This is a genomic window from Pantoea sp. AS-PWVM4 (assembly GCF_000468095.1).
Classification (GTDB): domain Bacteria; phylum Pseudomonadota; class Gammaproteobacteria; order Enterobacterales; family Enterobacteriaceae; genus Pantoea; species Pantoea phytobeneficialis.
This window is the reverse complement of record NZ_ASZC01000023.1, coordinates 78,290-97,039: the sequence shown is the minus strand read 5'-3', so window position 1 is coordinate 97,039 and position 18,750 is coordinate 78,290. Positions and strand designations below refer to the sequence as shown.

The 18,750-nt window shown below is 57.0% G+C and carries 12 protein-coding genes; all 12 read right to left on the bottom strand.

The features are described from left to right. Window positions 1–36: 36 nt before the first annotated feature. A complete protein-coding gene (locus L579_RS20105; protein ID WP_021186001.1) occupies window positions 37–723 on the bottom strand; it encodes a GntR family transcriptional regulator in 687 nt (228 codons plus the stop codon). Window positions 724–822: 99 nt separating this feature from the next. After that, entirely contained in the window at window positions 823–2,280 is a 1,458-nt protein-coding gene (locus L579_RS20100; RefSeq protein ID WP_021186000.1) for a mannitol dehydrogenase family protein, read from the bottom strand. 53 nt (window positions 2,281–2,333) lie between these two features. Next, a complete protein-coding gene (locus tag L579_RS20095; RefSeq protein ID WP_021185999.1) occupies window positions 2,334–3,617 on the bottom strand; it encodes an MFS transporter in 1,284 nt (427 codons plus the stop codon). Window positions 3,618–3,697: 80 nt separating this feature from the next. After that, window positions 3,698–4,708, bottom strand: a complete 1,011-nt coding sequence (locus L579_RS20090; RefSeq protein ID WP_021185998.1) for a Zn-dependent oxidoreductase — start codon at window positions 4,706–4,708, stop codon at window positions 3,698–3,700. Between the two features lie 236 nt (window positions 4,709–4,944). Then, window positions 4,945–5,844 (bottom strand): lipid kinase YegS, encoded by a 900-nt coding sequence (gene yegS, locus L579_RS20085; RefSeq protein WP_021185997.1) that lies wholly within the window; start codon window positions 5,842–5,844, stop codon window positions 4,945–4,947. A gap of 233 nt (window positions 5,845–6,077) precedes the next feature. After that, a complete protein-coding gene (yegQ, locus tag L579_RS20080; protein WP_021185996.1) occupies window positions 6,078–7,451 on the bottom strand; it encodes a prephenate-dependent tRNA uridine(34) hydroxylase TrhP in 1,374 nt (457 codons plus the stop codon). A 143-nt stretch (window positions 7,452–7,594) separates the two neighbouring features. Next, window positions 7,595–8,302 (bottom strand): two-component system response regulator BaeR, encoded by a 708-nt coding sequence (gene baeR, locus L579_RS20075; RefSeq protein WP_021185995.1) that lies wholly within the window; start codon window positions 8,300–8,302, stop codon window positions 7,595–7,597. 9 nt (window positions 8,303–8,311) lie between these two features. Continuing rightward, a complete protein-coding gene (gene baeS, locus L579_RS20070) occupies window positions 8,312–9,697 on the bottom strand; it encodes a two-component system sensor histidine kinase BaeS (protein WP_021185994.1) in 1,386 nt (461 codons plus the stop codon). Then, window positions 9,694–11,103, bottom strand: a complete 1,410-nt coding sequence (mdtD, locus tag L579_RS20065; protein ID WP_021185993.1) for a multidrug transporter subunit MdtD — start codon at window positions 11,101–11,103, stop codon at window positions 9,694–9,696. The genes baeS and mdtD overlap by 4 nt, the downstream gene beginning before the upstream one ends. Before the next feature lie 15 nt (window positions 11,104–11,118). Beyond that, window positions 11,119–14,196, bottom strand: a complete 3,078-nt coding sequence (gene mdtC / locus L579_RS20060; protein ID WP_021185992.1) for a multidrug efflux RND transporter permease subunit MdtC — start codon at window positions 14,194–14,196, stop codon at window positions 11,119–11,121. After that, window positions 14,193–17,315: an MdtB/MuxB family multidrug efflux RND transporter permease subunit gene (locus L579_RS20055; RefSeq protein ID WP_021185991.1), complete on the bottom strand. Its 3,123-nt coding sequence runs from the start codon at window positions 17,313–17,315 to the stop codon at window positions 14,193–14,195. The genes mdtC and L579_RS20055 overlap by 4 nt, the downstream gene beginning before the upstream one ends. After that, entirely contained in the window at window positions 17,315–18,559 is a 1,245-nt protein-coding gene (locus L579_RS20050) for an MdtA/MuxA family multidrug efflux RND transporter periplasmic adaptor subunit (protein WP_021185990.1), read from the bottom strand. Before L579_RS20050 ends, L579_RS20055 begins: the two co-directional genes overlap by 1 nt. Window positions 18,560–18,750 lie beyond the last annotated feature (191 nt).

Here is an 18,750-nt window from a genome sequence, read left to right as displayed (position 1 = left end):
CGCGATAAATCGCGCCGCTACGGCATGTCACACTGCTTAAGGCGCTTCAAACCACTCGCTATTACGTTCTGCAATCGGCGTTATTGTCATAATCATCTCCTGCAAATGGCGGCGCATTGCCGACTCCGCAGCCTCAACGTCGTGCGCTTTCAGCGCCGCATAAATCTCTTCATGCTGCTGGATCAAGTTCTCCGGCGGTGAGACTTCGCTTAGTGTCAGAAAACGCACCCGGTCCATGGTCGCTTTGATATTTTCCACCGTTTCCCAGGCCAGCAGACAGTTGATACTTTCCGCAATCAGGCGATGAAACTCATCGTCGAGGGCGAGAAACGCCTGGCTGTCGTGGCGTTCGGCCGCTAAACGTTGCAGTTGCAGGTTATGCTCCAGCGCCATCAGGGCGACAGGCGTAATTTCCTGCGCGGCCCGGCGGACCACGGCAATTTCCACCGCTTCACGAATAAAACGACCATCAGCAACGCGCTGGGCAGAGATTTTTCGCACAAAGGTGCCACGCTGCGGCAATACCTGCACCAGGCCGGCTTCAGCCAGCTTGATAAAAGCTTCGCGCACCGGCTGACGAGAGACGTTAAAGCGCGCAGAAACCTCTTTTTCCGACAGCAGCGAGCCAGGGTGAATGGCGCAGGTGACAATGTCCCGGCGCAAATAGCGATAGATCTGCTGATTCACCGGTTCGCTGGTGGTGATGGTATAGGCAATTGACATGCAGCAATATCCGTATTTATGGCTGGTATTGACCAGCCTTTATGGGAAAGATTCAGTCTAATCAGCACGCTGCATCTGCGCTACCAGTTTGTTGCGGCGTTACTCCTGACTGAGGGCATGCACCGTGGCACGCGCCCCTTCGGCACACAACTGCTGATAAAGTTCTGTCACCCGGCTCACGAAGCCTGGGTGTTGCAGCAAATCGTCACCGAACACCGCTTTCAGCCCCAGCAACGCCCGGACACGCGGCGCGCCTTCTTCGCTGGTCGCTACAATGCGCGCCAGTTCCTCTTTCAGCGAGTCGCGAATCTCAATGGCTTGACCGTGCTCATCAACGCCGCTGACATAACGCATCCAGCCTGCCACACCCAACAGCAAAAAGTCACAGTCAGAGCCATTGCGCAGATGCCAGCGCACACTGTCCAGCATTCGCTGTGGCAGCTTTTGCGTGCCGTCGGTGGCGATTTGCCAGGTGCGATGTTTAATGGCGCGATTCTCGTATCGGGCGATCAGCGAATCGGCATACGCGGCCAGATCCACCCCGGTAGTACGCAGTGTCGGAGCCTGATCCTGCATCATCAGGGCACGGGCGGCATGGCGATAGTGCGCATCGGCCATACAATCGCTGATATGTTCATAACCCGCCAGATAGCCGAGATACGCGAGGAACGAGTGGCTGCCATTCAGCATTCGCAGCTTCATCTCTTCGAACGGCAGCACATCGCTGACCAGTTCTGCTCCGGCGTTTTCCCACGCCGGACGCCCGCTCACAAAGTTATCCTCGATCACCCACTGAAAAAAGGGTTCCGCTTCCACTGCCACCGGGTCTTCGCACCCGAGACGCGCAGTGAGGTTGGCAAAAGCGGCATCGGTCATCGCCGGGACGATGCGGTCCACCATGGTGGAAGGGAAGGTGATATGGTTTTTGATCCAGTCGGCCAGTTCTGAGCTGTGTCGCTCCGCCAGTTGCACAATCACGTTGCGCGTCACATGACCATTCTCTGGCATGTTGTCGCAGGACATCACGCTAAAGGGCGGCAGATTGCCTGCGCGTCGACGGATTATCGCTGCCAGAATCAGGCCGGGTAACGAATGTGGCTCCTGCGGATGCGCCAAATCGTGCACGATATCGGGATGATCAGGGTTGAGATTGCCGCTGGCGGGTAGGTGGCAGTACCCTTTTTCGGTGACGGTCATCGAAACAATCGCCACATCCGGCTGACACATTGCCTCAATAACCGCATCGATACCGTCCCCTTTACCGTGCAGCGCACCAGTCACCACGCCTATCACCCGGGTATGCAGGCTGTCATCAGCCATTTCAGTCAGGGTGTAGAGCAAATCCTGCTGGCGCAAAGCCTGAATCAACGCGCCGCTGTTGAGGTTCACCTCACAATAACCCCAGTCGCTGCCCTGTTCCGCCAGCTTGTCCGTTGCCAGTGCCTGGTGGGCACGATGAAAGGCACCAAACCCGATGTGGACCATGCGGGTTTTCAGGCGGCTGCGATCATAGCCTGGACGCTGAACATCGGCGGGAAGGCTGCCAATCTCTAACATAATCATTCCTTTTAGCAGGCGGGGCGTAAAGCCGCCCCGCAATGGTCAATTTTTTAGGCTGAGACCGGTTTGTTACTGGTTTTTGGGCTGCGGATAACAAACAGCACCAGCAGCGCGCCCAGTCCCGCAACCACACCCGCCAGGATAAAGGCGCTATCGAACTTGCCGGTGTGCTGGACAATAAAACCGGTGACGATGGGACCGATAATGCCTGACAGGCTACCCACCAGGTGAATAAAGCCGCTGATACTGCCGACACGGCTTTTGTGCACCACGTCCTGAATAATCGCCCAGTAAATCGCGCCGGTGATGTAGAGGAAAAAGATGGAGATCGACATCATGATCACCGCCGAATTCACCTCTTTTATCGTACCGGCCAGCGCGACACAAATTGCGGCGGCCAGCAGTGAGACCACCAGCACAATTTTACGTGACAACAGTAACTTACCGGTAATGTTGAAGATTTTATCGGAGATCCAGCCGCCCAATGCCAGGCCGACGAAACCGACAATCCACGGGATCATGGTGGTGATGCTCATGGCTTTGATATCCAGGCCATGCGCCTGCACCAGATAGGCCGGGAACCAGCTCAGGAAGAAGAACAGGATGTAGTTGTAGCAGAAGAAGGCGAAAGCGGTGACCAGGATGATCGGCTGGCGCAGGTAGTAACCCATACCATGTACAGCACCGGACAGATCGGTTTCTTCACCGGGCTGCTCCGCTTTCAGTTTTTCCACCAGCGCACGTTCTTCCGCGGAGACGCGCTTGCTTTTCGCCGGATTATCAGCGGCAAAGAAGAACCAGAACGCCATCCATACCAGACCAATCAGGCAGATTGCCACGAAAGCGGGACGCCAACCGAATGACAGCGCCAGATAGCCAACAATTGGGCCGGCGACGGCACCACCCAGCGGTGAACCGGCACTGAGCAGGCCCATCGCGGTAGCCGCTTGTTTTTTCGGGAACCAACCATTAATGGCTTTGTTAGCCGAGGCGCAGATTGGGCCTTCTGCCATACCAAACAGCACGCGCAGAATCATCATTGACCAGAAGCCGGTCGCCAGTGCGGTCATACCGCAGAACAGCGACCACATACCCACAGCGGTGCCCAGCACAATGGTCGGGCCGAATTTATCGGTCGCAAGGCCACCAATAAAGTTAAACAGCGCATAGCCGAAGAAGAAGCTGCCGAAAATCATGCCGAACTGTTCAGCGTTGATCATCAGATCTTTTTCTACCAGCGGTACGGTCAGGGACAGGGCAATACGATCGAGGTAATTGATCATATAAACCAGAAATAACAGCAGTACGAGGGTCCAGCGCAGGTTCTTTAACATAGAAACTCCGACATCTTGCTTTATTGTATTATTGCCGGCGGGTACGCACCGGCAAGAGGACACCTGGTGTGAAGGTTAACTCAACCCATGTGTAGAATCACTTTGCAGCAGGTGCGTGGGTCTTTTTCAAACAGCGTCATGGCACGTTCAATGTCCGCCAGCGGGAAGTAGTGCGTCACCAGCTTCTCTGGCTGGATCTGGCCTTTTTCCATCCACTCAATCACTTGCGGGAAACGGTTGCTGTTCAGACGTGAAGTGAACAGCGACAGTTCTTTACTGGTCAGGCTTTGTTGCGTAATGCTGCACGGTTCGCCGGAGAAGCCCAGCAAGCCGATGCGTGCGGCCGGAGAGGCGAGGGCGGCCGCTTCCGCCAGAATGCTGGGGTGACAGGCGGCATCGATGATCAGTGTCGGCTGTAGCCCTTCCAGTTGCGCCGCCAGCGGGATCTCGCTGTTGTTGAATACCTGGTCGGCACCGTTTTGTTGCGCCAATGCGAGGCGTTCTGGCAGACGATCCACCACCAGTACCTGTTCAACGCCATAGACGCCTTTTAGTACCTGAATGGCGGTTAGTCCCATTGGGCCTGCGCCGTAAATCAGCGCCACATCCTGTGATTGTGGTTTCAGGAACGCGGTGATGTTGGCGGCGATGGTGAAGGGTTCAACCATGCTGGCGAGCTTATCGGGAATCGCATCAGGCAGACGGAAGGCGTTTTTGGCTGGGGCGACCGCGAATTCACTGAAACCACCGTCGCGATGCACGCCGATCACCTGAAGTTCCTTGCAAACGTTGGGGCGACCAATCGAGCAGGGATAGCAGTGACCGCAACTGACAACCGGATCGACTGCCACGCGTTCGCCAACACGCTGTGCATCGACGCCCTCGCCGACGGCGTCGATCAGCCCAAAGAATTCATGCCCGATAACGCGAGGATATTTAGCAAAAGGGTTGTGGCCGTGCCAGATATGCACATCCGAACCACAGATGCTGGCAAACTGGACTTTCACGCGAACTTCACCGGCAGCAGGTTGCGGTAAGGGACGCTCTGCCAGTACCAGTTCACCCGGTTGTTCAATCACCACACTTTTCATCATCAGCTCCTTTGCCCTGGCCGTCATTCGCGGTCGAGGGGCTTTAACGGGAAATCAATGATGAAAAAATACGCTTGCAAATACTACCATACAAGTCGACTTAACAGAGTTGTGAAGAGGGTCACAGCTCGGGAAAGGAGGGATCGGAACGTCGCGGCGCGATTTATCGCGCGGTTCTGTGCATGCTGGCAGAAAACCTCGCGCGATAAATCGCGCCGCTACGCGGAAGAGACAAATTACGCCAGTAGCGGACACTGCGGCGGCAGACGGCAGCTCAATGCGCCGGGCAGCACCTCGATCTGGAATTCGCTACCGCTCAGGGGTTCGCCGTCCAGGTTAAATGTCATCTCGTGGGGAGAGCGGATATTCAGTGACTGCAACTTCGCTGAGACAATGTTGGGGTTTTCATCATCGCGCGTCAGCGAATGCAACAGGGTCGGCAGCAGTTCCTGGGCGGTGACGATGCTCAGATTGAGCTGGCCATCATTAATCAGCGCGTCAGGACACAATTTTTGGCCGCCACCTGCCTGACGTCCGTTGCCAATACCAATGACCAGCGCATCCCCCTGCCAGTTAAAACCAGGTGCTGCGATTTCACAGCGGTCCGGTTTGAGGGCATCAACACGCATCAGGCCATGAATAAAATAGGAGACACCACCTAACGCGGATTTGAGTTTTTCCGGTGTTTCGGTAGTAATGCGAGTGCCAAAACCGCCGGTCGCCATATTGATAAAGTAGCGATCGCCATTGACGCGCGCCAGGTCGATGGCGGTAGCCTTGCCGAGCACCGCGAGACGCAGTGCCGGTTCCATCTCCAGCGGAATACCGACGCTGGTGGCAAAATCATTCGCGGTACCCAACGGCAGCATGCCCAGCGCAGGACGGTGGTCTGCGGGTAGCGCTGCCAGTGCGGTGGCAATTTCGTTGATGGTGCCATCGCCGCCGCCAGCTACCACCGTTTCCGCCTGCAAACGGACGGCTTCCTGCACGTAGCGGTCGCCATCGCCTTTTTCCCAGGTGACACGCACGGCCAGATTAAAGCCTTCATCACGCAATTTATTTACCGCGGTGCGGAGTTCTTCATTTCCGGCACCTTTGCCATTCAAAATCAATAAGGTAAGTGGTTGGTTTTGCATCGTCCATTCCCTGAGGCATTACAGATAAAAGTGGTTATAGCATAGCCGGGACAGGAACTTTATCGGTGCGGGGATGAAAAAAAGAAAACCCGCACGGGGGAGCCGGGCGGGTGAATGAGGTGGTTCCTGGTACTACCTGCTGATTATTGTTACTCGTTAGCAGCGAAAGCGAGTTTACGCCAGGGCGAAACGGCGGTCTGTGATCCTGTTCTAATTTCACCCATTTCTTTTCATTAAGTGTGGTTGCTGGCGTGTGGATCGCGCGTGCTATCGCCAGCGGAAAAGTTACGCAGTAACAATGCGAAAGCGAGATCGACGTGCTCGGGTACCGGCAGCCAGACACGATGACCATCCCCCGGTGCCACATCAACGGCGCTTCCCTTGTCATTCTGCATCGCTTCCAGCCGACAATTCAGATTGCCATTGGGGGTCATGATTTCCAGCTCATCACCCAGCAAGAATTTATTCTTCACGGCCACCTGCGCCCACTCGCCACGGCGTTCACCGGTAAATTCACCGACAAACTGCTGGCGTTCCGACACCGAATAGCCTTGTTGGTAGTTTTGGTAGCTGTCATGGGTATGACGACGCAGGAAACCTTCGGTGTAGCCACGATGTGCCAGACCCTCCAGGGTTTCCAGCAGCGAAGGATCGAAGGGTTTACCTGCGGCGGCATCATCGATGGCCCGGCGATACACCTGGGCGGTACGGGCGCAGTAATAAAACGATTTGGTACGGCCTTCGATCTTCAGCGAATGCACGCCCATCTGGCTCAAACGTTCAACATGTGCCACGGCGCGTAGATCTTTCGAATTCATGATATAGGTGCCGTGCTCATCCTCGAATGCGCTCATGGTTTCGCCCGGTTTCATTTTCTCTTCCAGCAGAAAAACGCGATCCGTTGGCGTACCCAGTCCCAACGTCGGTGTGGCTGCTTGAACCTCAACCGGTTGGTGGAAACCGACAATATTGCCGACCTCGTCCTGCTGGCCTTCCGCCACCTTATATTCCCAGCGGCAGGCGTTGGTACAGGTCCCCTGGTTGGGATCGCGTTTATTCAGATAACCGGACAGTAAACAACGGCCAGAATAGGCCATGCATAGCGCGCCGTGTACGAAGATCTCGATCTCCATTGCCGGCACCTGCTGACGAATTTCACCGATCTCCTCCAGTGACAATTCGCGCGAAAGAATCACGCGGGTTAACCCCATCTGCTGCCAGAATTTCACCGTCGCCCAGTTGACGGCGTTAGCCTGTACCGAGAGATGGATCGCCATCGCCGGGAAGGCTTCGCGTACCAGCATAATCAGGCCGGGATCGGACATGATCAACGCGTCCGGCTGCATTGCCACCACCGGAGTCAGATCGCGGATAAAGGTCTTCAGTTTGGCGTTATGCGGTGCGATGTTCACCACCACATAGAATTTTTTGCCAAGTCGGTGGGCTTCATCGATGCCTTTGGCGAGGTTTTCATGGGTGAATTCGTTATTGCGCACGCGCAGGCTGTAGCGCGGTTGCCCGGCATACACCGCGTCAGCGCCATAGGCAAAGGCATAGCGCATATTCTTCAGCGTTCCCGCTGGAGAAAGCAGTTCAGGTTTAAACATGGGATCTCACTGATGTCAGGTCAGCATGCCATCGACGATGGCAGGTGCAGTGGCCGTATCAGACGGCCCTGCAAAAGGTGGGGAATTTTAGGCAGGGCCACTCACGAAGTAAATTGACCTGGATCAAGGTAAGGCGCTGATTGCTACAGGATGCGGCAGACATCGGCCTCCCAGCGATAGCCCATGCCGTATACCGCGCGGATAAACGGTTGCTCCGCGTCGAGACTTTCCAGCTTACGGCGCAGATTTTTGATGTGGCTGTCGATGGTGCGATCGGTCACCACGCGATAATCGTCGTACAGATGGTTGAGCAACTGTTCACGCGAAAACACTTTACCGGGTTCCAGCGCCAGCGTTTTCAACAGCCGAAACTCGGCTGGGGTCAGCTCCAGTTGCTGTTCACGCCAGGTGGCCTGGAAACGCCCCTCATCGATCACCAGATGTGACGCCTGCTGCGCCTCTTCCGGCGTCCGTTTGACGCGGCGCAAAATGGTTTTCACCCGCGCTACCACTTCACGCGGACTGAAGGGTTTGCAGATATAGTCGTCGGCTCCGATTTCCAGGCCAAGCAGGCGATCAATTTCTTCGGTGCGCGCCGTTACCATGATGATCGGTAATTCGGAGAAACGACGAATTTCGCGACACAAGGTTAAGCCATCGCGGCCTGGCAACATTAAATCCAGCAGCATCAAATCCGGCGGCGTCTGCTGCACATAACTCAACACTTCGCTGCCGTTGCCAATATGGTGGGTTCGATAGTTGGACGCTTGCAGATAATCAATCATCAGCTGCGCCAGTTTCGGCTCGTCTTCAACAACAAGGATTAAAGGGTCGTGCTTTTCCGTGCTCATAGGCTGTGCTTAATGGGGAACATAAGGCAAGTTTAGCGTGATTTGCAGACCACCTAAATCAGAGAGATCTGCACTAATGCTGCCACCATGCGCTTCCGCAATATTTTTGCAGATCGCCAGACCGAGACCCGAGCCGCCGCTGGCACGGTTGCGTGAACTCTCCGTGCGGAAGAAACGCTCAAACAACCGGGCCTGATGGGCCGGGTCCACACCAGGCGCGCTGTCGGCAAAGCAGAGCTGCCAACTGTCGCCGAGGTTTTTCATGGTCAGGCGCACCTGACCACCGGCATCGGTATAGCGCAGGCTGTTTTCCAGCAGGTTGGTGAACAGCTGCATCAGCCGATCGGGATCGCCGAAACTCGGCGCTTCTGCTGGCAATGTCAGCTGCAAGGTCAGCTGGCGGCTGCGATAGCGTTCGCCGAAGCTACCCGCCGCCACCTCCAGCAGATGGACCAAATCCACCGCCTGCTTGCGATAGGCAAGGGCACCGGCATCAGAGAGTGATAACTGATGTAAATCATCCACCAGCTTGGTCAACACCACCACTTCGCTTTGTAGCGAAGAGATGGCTTCCGGCGTCAGTTTGCGCACACCATCCTGCATGGCCTCCAGCTCGCCACGCAGGATCGCCAGCGGCGTGCGCAGTTCATGGGAGATATCCGCCATAAAGGCGCGGCGGTTGCTCTCGTTTTTTTCCAGCGAGCTGGCAAGCTGGTTAAAGTCGCGCGCCAACTGGCCGAGTTCGTCGCTGCTGCCCACTTCTACCCGCGTGGCGAAATCGCCTGCGGCCAGATGGTGGGTGCCATCCACCAGCCTTTTTACCGGGGCCAACAAGCCGCGCGCCATCAGCCAGGTCGCCAGCGCTGCCATCAGTGCCGTAAAGCCTACGATGATCCAACTGGTGCGGCGCTGTTGTTGGTCAAAATTGATGTCAGTGCTGCGGGTGAGGCGTTCAGCAGGTGAGCCGATCACCCAGCCAACCACTTTGCCATTGCTGGTGGTGATATTGCGTCTTGTCCCTTCAGGGGGGACCGGGGATCGCGGGCCAGAAAGTACCTTGTATTGCTGATCGATAATCCAGAACTGGGTGCGCCAGCCGTGTGGCGGCAGCAGGTTACCGCTGCCGGGGTTCTGCTCCAGCGAACGCAGGATAGAAAAAATCAGCCGGTCATTGTTGCGCAGGAAATCCCAGTTACCGTGCTGTTCATATTGGTCAGCAAGCGCATCGCTCAGCAGCGTCAGACGTTGTTCATTCCCTTTACGAATGTAATCGACAAAGCCGTGTTCAAAGCTGAGCCGCACCCCCCAGTGCATGATGATAATCACCAGCATGCAGGTGGAAAAAATCGCCATAAACAGCTTGGGACCAATGCCGAGTTTCAGCGCGCGCTTCATCCTTCACTCCTTTTGCGTCGCAGATCGACGTTTTTGCTCACATCTTTCGGCACACGCCAGAACACCAGCGCAGGCAGAATAATCACCAGCGCCATGCTGAGGTAAGCGTAGATAAAGGTTTGGTGGGCTGCTGCGCTGTTGGCGATGGCGCCATGACCGAAAGCACCCAGCAGCAGGCCAGCGATGGTGACACCAATGCTGGTGGAGAGCTGCATGATCATCGACAGCAAACTGTTGCCGCTGGACGCCAGTTCATCTGGCAGCTCTTTCAGCGTCAGGGTGTTCATGGATGAGAAGCGAATGGCGTTGACCATCCCCTGAAGCAGTAACACCACCGGCAGCAGCCAGGTCCAGCCCAGCAACGCGACCGCCGGGAACAGCAGCACCACCAGCGCGAGCGCGCAGGTGCCACCCACCAACGCATTGCGGTAACCGAACAGATTCACGATCCTCACCACCACGCGTTTGATCCCCATATTACCCAGCACCATTGGGATCATCATCAGCCCCGCGTGGAACGGGCTGAAGCCGAGGCCCACCTGCAAGAAAATCGGCGTCATAAACGGCAGCATGCCGCTGCCGATGCGACCGGTAAAACTGCCGAGCAAACCGATGGAGTAGATGCGGTTATCAAATAATTTCAGGCTAAACAGGGCATCGTCGTTGTTACGACCGTGCATCAAATAAAACAGCAGGGAAAAGACGCCAACCAGGATCAGCAGACCGAGCAGCAGCGCAGAGCCATCGGTGCTTCGCTGTCCATCAAGCGCCAGCGTCAGGGTCGCCATGCCTACGGCCAGTAAACCGAAGCCGAGAAAGTCGAAGCGTCGGGTTTGCATGGTGTAGTTGGGCATAATCGCGAGGGTGGCAATGGCACCAATGATGCCGACCGGGATGTTGATCAGGAAGATCCAGTGCCAACTGGCGTACTGTACCAGAATACCGCCCAGCGCCGGACCGAGCAGCGGACCGACCTGGCCGGGTAGGGTAACAAAGGTCATCGCCGACATATATTGCTCGCGTGGGACGATTTTCATCACCGTTAAGCGCCCGACAGGCACCATCATCGCGCCGCCGACCCCTTGAATAACACGCGCCAGCACCAGTTGATCCAGCGTGCCGGAGAAGGCGCAGAACACTGAACCAATGCTGAATAATACGATGGCGGTGAAGAAGATATTCCGCACACCAAAACGGTCAGCCAGCCAGCCACTTAGCGGTAGGGTGACGGCCACCGTCAGCACATAGGAGACAATCACCGAATGCATATGCAGTGGACTGACGCTGAGGTCGCGCGCCATCGACGGAATGGCGGTGTTGACGATGGTGGTATCCAGCGACTGCATAAAAAAGCCAAAAGCGACAATCCACAATTGCCAGCGCACCGTCGCGTTCTGAGTGGTCATGGTCTCTTCATCCCGTTAATTCTCCTGAATATTGATCAGCGCCGGGCGCTTCCTGCGTCGCAGCTTATCCATCATCAGATACACCACCGGTGTGGTGTAGAGCGTCAGCAGCTGGCTCATGACCAGGCCTCCAGCGATGGTGATGCCGAGCGGTTGCCGCAGTTCTGCGCCATCGCCGCTGGTCAGTACCAACGGCAGTGCGCCAAACAGCGCGGCCAGTGTGGTCATCAGAATCGGGCGAAAACGCAGCTGGCACGCCTGAAATATTGCCTCACGCGCCGTCAGGTTGCCGTTTCGTTCCGCCTCCAGCGCAAAGTCGACCATCATAATCGCGTTCTTTTTCACGATGCCAATCAGCAGCAAAATGCCGATCAGCGCAATCAGGCTGAACGGGGTGTTAAACAGCTCCAGCGCCAGCAGCGCACCGACTCCGGCGGAGGGCAGGGTAGAGAGAATAGTCAGCGGATGGACATAGCTCTCATACAAAATCCCCAACACGATATACACCGCCGCAATTGCCGCCAGAATCAGGTACAGCTGGCTGGATTGCGACTGCTGGAACACCTGCGCCGTACCGGCAAAGCTGCCACGCACGCTGCTGGGGACACCCAGTGCCGTCATGGTGCGGTCAATCGCATCGGACGCCTGCGACAAGGATACGCCTTCCGGCAGGTTAAAAGAGATAGTCGAAGCGGCAGATAAGCCCTGATGGTTAACGGACAACGGCGCATTGGCCGGTTGCCAGCGGGCAAACCAACTCAGCGGGATAGCTTTTCCGTCGCTGTTGATGACAAACATTTGCTCCAGTGCGCTGATATCCTGGGTGTAACGTGGTTCCACTTCCATCACCACTTTGTACTGGTTCAGTGGTTGATAGATGGTCGAAATCTGCCGCTGACCAAAGGCGTTATTCAGTAAGGCGTTAGCGGCGGAAACATCAATCCCCAGCCGCGCCATGCTCTCGCGATCGTAAGTCAGCGCCATCTCGCTGCCGTTATCCTGTTGATCAGAGTTGACGTCGGCCAGCTCCGGCAGGGCGGCAAACGCTTTACGGATCTGCGGCTCCCAAGTGCGCAAATCCGCCAGGTTATCGGACAGCAGGCTGTACTGGTAACTGGCGTTTGACTCGCGTCCACCAATACGGATGTCCTGCACCGCATTGAGATACAGATTAGCGCCCGGCTCCTTTGCCAATTTGGTACGCAGGCGGGCAATCACCTGCTGGGCGGTTTCACTCCGTTCGGAAAGCGGCTTAAGGGAGATAAACATCGAGCCGCTGTTGGTGCGCGAGCCACCGGTGAAACCGGTGACATTATCCACCGCCGGGTCGGCCTTGATGATGTTCATAAAGTCCTGCAATTTCCCCCGCATCGCCTGAAAGGAGATGCTCTGGTCGGCAGAGATAAAGCCGGTCAGTCGTCCGGTATCCTGCTCTGGCATAAAGGTTTTGGGAATCGAGATAAACAGCCAGATGGTCAGCCCGACGGTGGCCAGCAGCACCAGCAAGACCCAGCGCGCATGATCCAGCACCCAACCGAGTGAGCGACCATAGCCATGCTGTACCGCCATCAGCACGCGTCCGGCACCGCGCAGACGCGGCTGTGCGCGGGGAGCATGTGGTTTCAGCAGGTATGCGCACATCATTGGCGTCAGGGTGATGGAGATAAACAGCGAGATCAGGATCGCCACCGAGAGGGTTATCGCGAATTCAGAGAAGAAGCGGCCAATGATACCGCCGAGCATCAGCAGCGGCAGAAATACCGCAATCAGGGACAGGCTCATCGACAGCACGGTAAAACCGACTTCACGTACCCCCTGCAACGCCGCCGGTAAGGGTTTCATCCCGGCTTCGACATGGCGCGCGATATTCTCCAGCACCACGATGGCATCATCCACCACAAAACCGGTGGCGATGGTAAGCGCCATCAACGACAGGTTATTCAGACTGAAGCCGCACAGATACATGGCGGCAAAGGTACCAATCAACGACACCGGCACTGCGGCGGCGGGGATTAACGTGGCGCGTCCGTCACGCAGGAAGAAAAACACCACCAGAATCACCAGGGCGACGGCGATGATCAGCGACTGCTCCACCTCCTGCAAGGAGGCGCGGATGGTGGGCGAACGATCCTGCGCCACTTGCAGGTCGATGGATGCCGGAATGACATCATGCAGCTCCGGCAGTTCGGCACGAATACGGTCCACGGTGTCGATGACGTTCGCTTCCGGGGATTTGCGGATCACCAGCAGCACCGCCGGTTTGCCATTGGTCATCCCGGCGTTACGCACATCCTGCACCGAATCCTGCACGTTCGCCACATCACGCAGCCGTACTGCCGCGCCGTTGTTGTAGTGCACCACCAGCGGCTGATAATCGCTGGCGGTTTGCAGTTCATCGTTGGTTCGCAATTGCCAGCGTTGCTGATGGTCATCAATCGCGCCTTGTGGGCGGCGCTGGTTGGCGTTAGCAATGGCTGTGCGCACCGCATCCAGTGACACGCCCTGATTGAACAACGCCTGCGGATTCAACTCGACACGCACCGCTGGCAGCGAGCTTCCGCCCACCGTAACATCGCCAACGCCTTCAATCTGCGACAGTTTCTGCGCCAGTTGCGTTGAGGCGTAATCATACAGCTGACCGGGATTATAAATCTCCGAGGTCAGCGTCAGAATCATAATCGGCGCGTCGGAAGGGTTGGCCTTACGGTAAGTCGGACGGCTTGGCATCCCGGTGGGCAACAGGCTCTGCGCGGCGTTGATTGCCGCCTGCACATCGCGCGCGGCACCGTTGATGTCGCGGTCAAAATCAAACACCAGGATAATACGCGTGCTGCCCAGCGAGCTGGTGGAGGTCATCTCGCTGACGCCAGCGATCCGCCCGAGCGAACGTTCCAGCGGCGTCGCAACCGAAGAGGCCATGGTTTCCGGCGCGGCACCCGGCAGCGATGCGGAAATCACGATCACCGGAAAATCAACCTGCGGTAGCGGCGCGACCGGCAGCAGGCGGAAGCCGAGAATCCCCGCCAGCGCAATCGCCAGCGTCAGTAGCGTGGTGGCGACGGGGCGGTGGATGAACAGGGCAAAGAACTTCACGGCTGCGTCTCCGGGCGACGGAAGCGGCGACGCGTGATCTGTGCCAGGCGGTCAAACAACAGGTAGATGACCGGAGTGGTGAACAGCGTCAGGATCTGGCTGAGGATCAGGCCGCCAGCCATAGCAATCCCCAGCGGCCGACGTAACTCCGCCCCCGCGCCGGTACTCAGCATCAATGGCAGCGCACCCAGCAGAGCGGCCAATGTGGTCATCAGGATCGGACGGAAACGCAGCAGACAGGCCTGATAAATCGCCTCTCGCGGCGGCATACCCTGTTCCCGTTCCGCCGCCAGCGCAAAGTCGATCATCATGATGGCGTTTTTCTTCACGATACCGATCAACAAGATGATGCCGATGATCGAAACAATATCCAGTTCGTTGCCGCTGATCATCAGCGCCAGCAGCGCCCCCACCCCGGCGGTAGGCAGCGTTGAGAGGATGGTCACCGGATGGATAAAGCTTTCGTACAGCACCCCCAGCACGATATACATCGCCACCACCGCCGCGATGATCAGCCACACCGTACTGGTGAGCGCCGCTTCAAATGCCAGCGTGCTGCCCTGGAACTGGGTCATCATCTCGGCAGGCATGCCGACCTGATCTTCAGCTGCGCTGACCGCTTTGACGGCGTCGCCAAGTGAATAGCCGTCGGCCACGTTAAAGGAGAACGTGGCTGAGGGAAACTGGTCGAGATGGTTGATACTCAACGCCGCATGCCGTTCTTCCACTCTGGCAATCGCGCTCAGCGGCACGCTGCCGCCATCGGTGCTGGTCAGACGAATGCCGTCCAGACTGGCGAGGCCGGGTGTGGCCTCATTGTTCTGTCCTAACACCACGCGATATTGATTGGCCTGGGTGTAAATGGTTGAGATCAGACGCTGACCGAAGGCGTTGTACAGTGCGTTATCGACATCCGCCATAGTGATACCCAGACGGCTGGCGCTGTCGCGGTCGACACGGATAAAGGCTTCTAACCCTTGATCCTGCCAGTCGTTGCTGACATCGCGCAGTTCGGGCAGGGTGTTGAGCAGGTTTTGCAGCGCCGGCACCCAGGTACTCAGCGAATCAAGCGAGCCGGATTGCAGCGTGAACTGATACGGGGTGCGGCTGGCCTGAGTATCGATGGTGAGATCCTGGACCGGTTGCAGCCACAACGACACGCCCGGCACGCTGGCGATCGCATCCTGCAACCGTTTCTGCACTGCCGGGATACGATCATCGCGCTCGGCTAACGGTTTGAGGTTGATTTGCAGCCGTGCGCTGTTCAGGGCGGCATTGGTGCCGTCCACCCCGACAAATGAAGTCAGACTCTGCACCGCCGGATCTTTCATGATGATCGAGGCGACATCGCGGGTGCGTTGCGCCATGTTGGCATAGGAGACCGACTGTGGCGCCTGCAAGGTGCCCTGAATGATGCCGTTATCCTGTTGCGGAAAGAATCCTTTGGGGATAACGATCCATAGCAAAACGGTAAGTAGCAGGGTGCCCAGCGCGACTGACAACGTCAGCCACGGATGTTTCAGCACCCGCGTCAGCCAGCGGCCATAACCGGCGACTACTCGATCAAACATCGCTTCACTGGCGCGTGAAAAACGGTTCTGTTTGCGTAAGGATTCGGCACTGAGCATGCGTGCGCACATCATCGGCGTCAGCGTCAGCGATACCACGGCGGAGATGAGGATCGCCACAGCCAGGGTGACGGCAAATTCACGGAACAAACGGCCAATCACATCTCCCATAAACAGCAGCGGGATCAGCACCGCAATCAGGGAGAAGGTGAGGGAGATAATGGTGAAGCCGATTTCACCGGCACCTTTCAGCGCCGCGGTAAGCGGTTTTTCCCCTTTCTCCAGATAGCGGGAGATGTTCTCAATCACTACGATGGCGTCATCGACCACAAAGCCCGTGGCGATGGTCAGCGCCATTAACGTCAGGTTGTTGATCGAGAAACCGAGAAAATACATCGCGGCGAAGGTGCCGACCAGTGACAGGGGAACGGCTACCGCCGGAATAATGGTGGCCGGGACATTGCGTAAAAACAGATAGATGATCATCACCACCAGGCCAATTGCCAGCATCAGCTCGTGCTGGGTATCGGCCACTGAGGCACGGATATTGGTGGTGCGATCGGTGAGCATTTTCACTTCAACCGACTTCGGCAGCGCAGCGGTCAGGGATGGCAGCAGCGCCCGAATGTTATCTGCCGTGGCGATAATGTTAGCGCCTGGCTGGCGTTGTACGTTGAGCACGATGGCGGCCTGACGGTTCGCCCAGGCACCGAGCCAGCTATTTTCCGCGCCCTGTTCGATGGTGGCAACATCGCCCAAACGCACCGGTGCACCGTTGTTGTAGCTGATGATCAACTGGCGATAATCCTCGGCAGAGGTCATCTGATCGTTGGCTGACAGGGTGATTGAACGAGTGGGGCCGTCGAGGCTTCCTTTCGCCGAATTGACGTTAGCGTTGCTGATGGCGGTACGCACGGTTTCGCTGGTCAGCCCCAATGCTGCCAGCGCCTGCGCGTTCATCTGCACGCGCACGGCGGGACGCTGCCCGCCGGAGAGCGTCACCAGGCCGACACCGCTGACCTGAGAAATCTTCTGCGCCACACGGGTTTCCACCATATCCTGCACCTGGGTGAGCGGCATGCTGGTGGTCGTGACGGCAAGGGTCATGATCGGCGGATCGGCCGGGTTAACTTTACTGTAGACCGGTGGATTGGGCAGATCGCTCGGCAAAAGATTGGTTGCGGAATTGATTGCCGCCTGCACTTCCTGCTCGGCAACATCGAGCGACAGCGTGAGCTGGAATTGCAGCGTTATCACCGATGCGCCACCGGAACTTTGCGAAGCCATCTGCTTCAGCCCCGACATCTGACCAAACTGGCGCTCCAGCGGTGCGGTGATTGACGAGGTCACCACATCCGGGCTGGCGCCGGGGTAAAGGGTAACGACCTGAATGGTCGGGTAATCCACCTCCGGCAGCGCGGAAACCGGCAGGAAGCGATAACCGAGGATACCGGCCAGCAAAATGGCGATCATCAGCAGGGTGGTTGCCACCGGGCGCAGAATAAACAGGCGTGACGGTCCACCGCTGGTGTCGGGAGGCATAACCTGCATTATTGACGTTCTCCGCGTGCTGGCTGCGCAGCGCGTGTGCTGTGGGTGGCGGTACTCTGCGGTGCGACAATCTCAACGGTTGCGCCTTCAGTCAGGCGATCCAGACCGTCGGTTACCACACGTTCACCCGCTTCCAGCCCGGCGCTGATCACCACTTTCTGGCTATCCTGCAAACCGGCGGTAACGCGTTTTTTGCTCACCTTGTTCTCGCTATTCACCACCCAGACAAAATGGCCGTCGTTGCTCATTTGCAACGCAGCGGCAGGGATAACCACCGCATCCTGCAAGGTATCGACTTTCAGGCGTGCATTGACGAACTGGTTGGGAAATAACGCGTCGTCTTCATTGCTGAAACGCGCTTTTAATTTGATGGTACCGGTGGTGACATCAATCTGATTATCAATACTCAGCAGCGAACCTGTGGCAAGCAGGCTGGTGTTGCTACGATCCCAGGCATCCACCACCAGCGGCTGGCCGCTTTTCTGTGCCTTGAGGATTTGACTGATATTGTTCTCGGCCACGCTGAATACCACATCAATCGGATGCGTTTGCGTGATCACCACCAGACCGGTGGTGTCGCCAGAGGTAATGTAGTTGCCAACATCGACCAGCTTCAGGCCGACGCGCCCGGAGATGGGGGCGGTAATCCGACTGTAGGTCAGGTTCAGTTGCGCGCTGGCGACGTTGCCTTCATCGGCTTTGATGGTGCCGAGGGTTTCACTCACCAGCGAGCGTTGGGTATCCAGTTCCTGCTGTGAAACCAGCGCGGTTTTTGCCAGCTTTTCATAACGGGCCAAATCGCGTTTGGCGTTGGCAAGCGTGGCCTGATCTTTAGCCAGTTGTCCTTGTGCCTGGGTGAGCGCCACCTGATAAGGGCGCGGGTCGATCTCGGCCAGCAACGCGCCAGCGTTAACCTGTTGCCCTTCTGTGAAATGCAGCGCCATTAACTGACCATCGACCCGGCTGCGCACCGTGACGGTGTTGGCAGCGGTGACGGTGCCGAGGCCAGTCAGATACTGTGGCACGCTTTGTAAGGTGGCGGTGGCGGCCTGAACCGGGGCCAGTGGTCGACGATTAGCGCCATTCGCACCACCCGCGCCGCGTCCATGATGGCGTTGTCCTTCGGCCTGTGGCTGTTTATTGGGTTCAGCCGGATGTTGCCACCAGTAATAACCGCCCGCCAGTACAGCGACGATCGCCAGAGTAATCAGGCTTTTTTTCAACAATGGACGTCGGGTGTTCATGAAGTTATGTGCTCTCCAGCGAATTCGTTTTCCCAAAATGCGCCGCCCAACCTGCCGGAGCGCAAACGAAAGAATTGTAGTCGCCAGGCATGGGCGAAAATTGAAGGAAATAAGAATATCGTCCTGTGCACGCTAAGTATTCATATTCTGTACGAATTTTATCAGGATTTTTTCATAAGCCGGTTTTGCCC

What these genes read in the sequence shown, in the direction of transcription:
- mdtD (WP_021185993.1), bottom strand. Translation starts at nt 11,103, where the DNA reads ATGACCACTCAGAACGCGACGGTGCGCTGGCAATTGTGGATTGTCGCT.
- L579_RS20055 (WP_021185991.1), bottom strand. Translation starts at nt 17,315, where the DNA reads ATGCAGGTTATGCCTCCCGACACCAGCGGTGGACCGTCACGCCTGTTT.
- L579_RS20105 (WP_021186001.1), bottom strand. Translation starts at nt 723, where the DNA reads ATGTCAATTGCCTATACCATCACCACCAGCGAACCGGTGAATCAGCAG.
- yegQ (WP_021185996.1), bottom strand. Translation starts at nt 7,451, where the DNA reads ATGTTTAAACCTGAACTGCTTTCTCCAGCGGGAACGCTGAAGAATATG.
- L579_RS20050 (WP_021185990.1), bottom strand. Translation starts at nt 18,559, where the DNA reads ATGAACACCCGACGTCCATTGTTGAAAAAAAGCCTGATTACTCTGGCG.
- baeR (WP_021185995.1), bottom strand. Translation starts at nt 8,302, where the DNA reads ATGAGCACGGAAAAGCACGACCCTTTAATCCTTGTTGTTGAAGACGAG.
- yegS (WP_021185997.1), bottom strand. Translation starts at nt 5,844, where the DNA reads ATGCAAAACCAACCACTTACCTTATTGATTTTGAATGGCAAAGGTGCC.
- baeS (WP_021185994.1), bottom strand. Translation starts at nt 9,697, where the DNA reads ATGAAGCGCGCGCTGAAACTCGGCATTGGTCCCAAGCTGTTTATGGCG.
- L579_RS20100 (WP_021186000.1), bottom strand. Translation starts at nt 2,280, where the DNA reads ATGTTAGAGATTGGCAGCCTTCCCGCCGATGTTCAGCGTCCAGGCTAT.
- L579_RS20095 (WP_021185999.1), bottom strand. Translation starts at nt 3,617, where the DNA reads ATGTTAAAGAACCTGCGCTGGACCCTCGTACTGCTGTTATTTCTGGTT.
- L579_RS20090 (WP_021185998.1), bottom strand. Translation starts at nt 4,708, where the DNA reads ATGAAAAGTGTGGTGATTGAACAACCGGGTGAACTGGTACTGGCAGAG.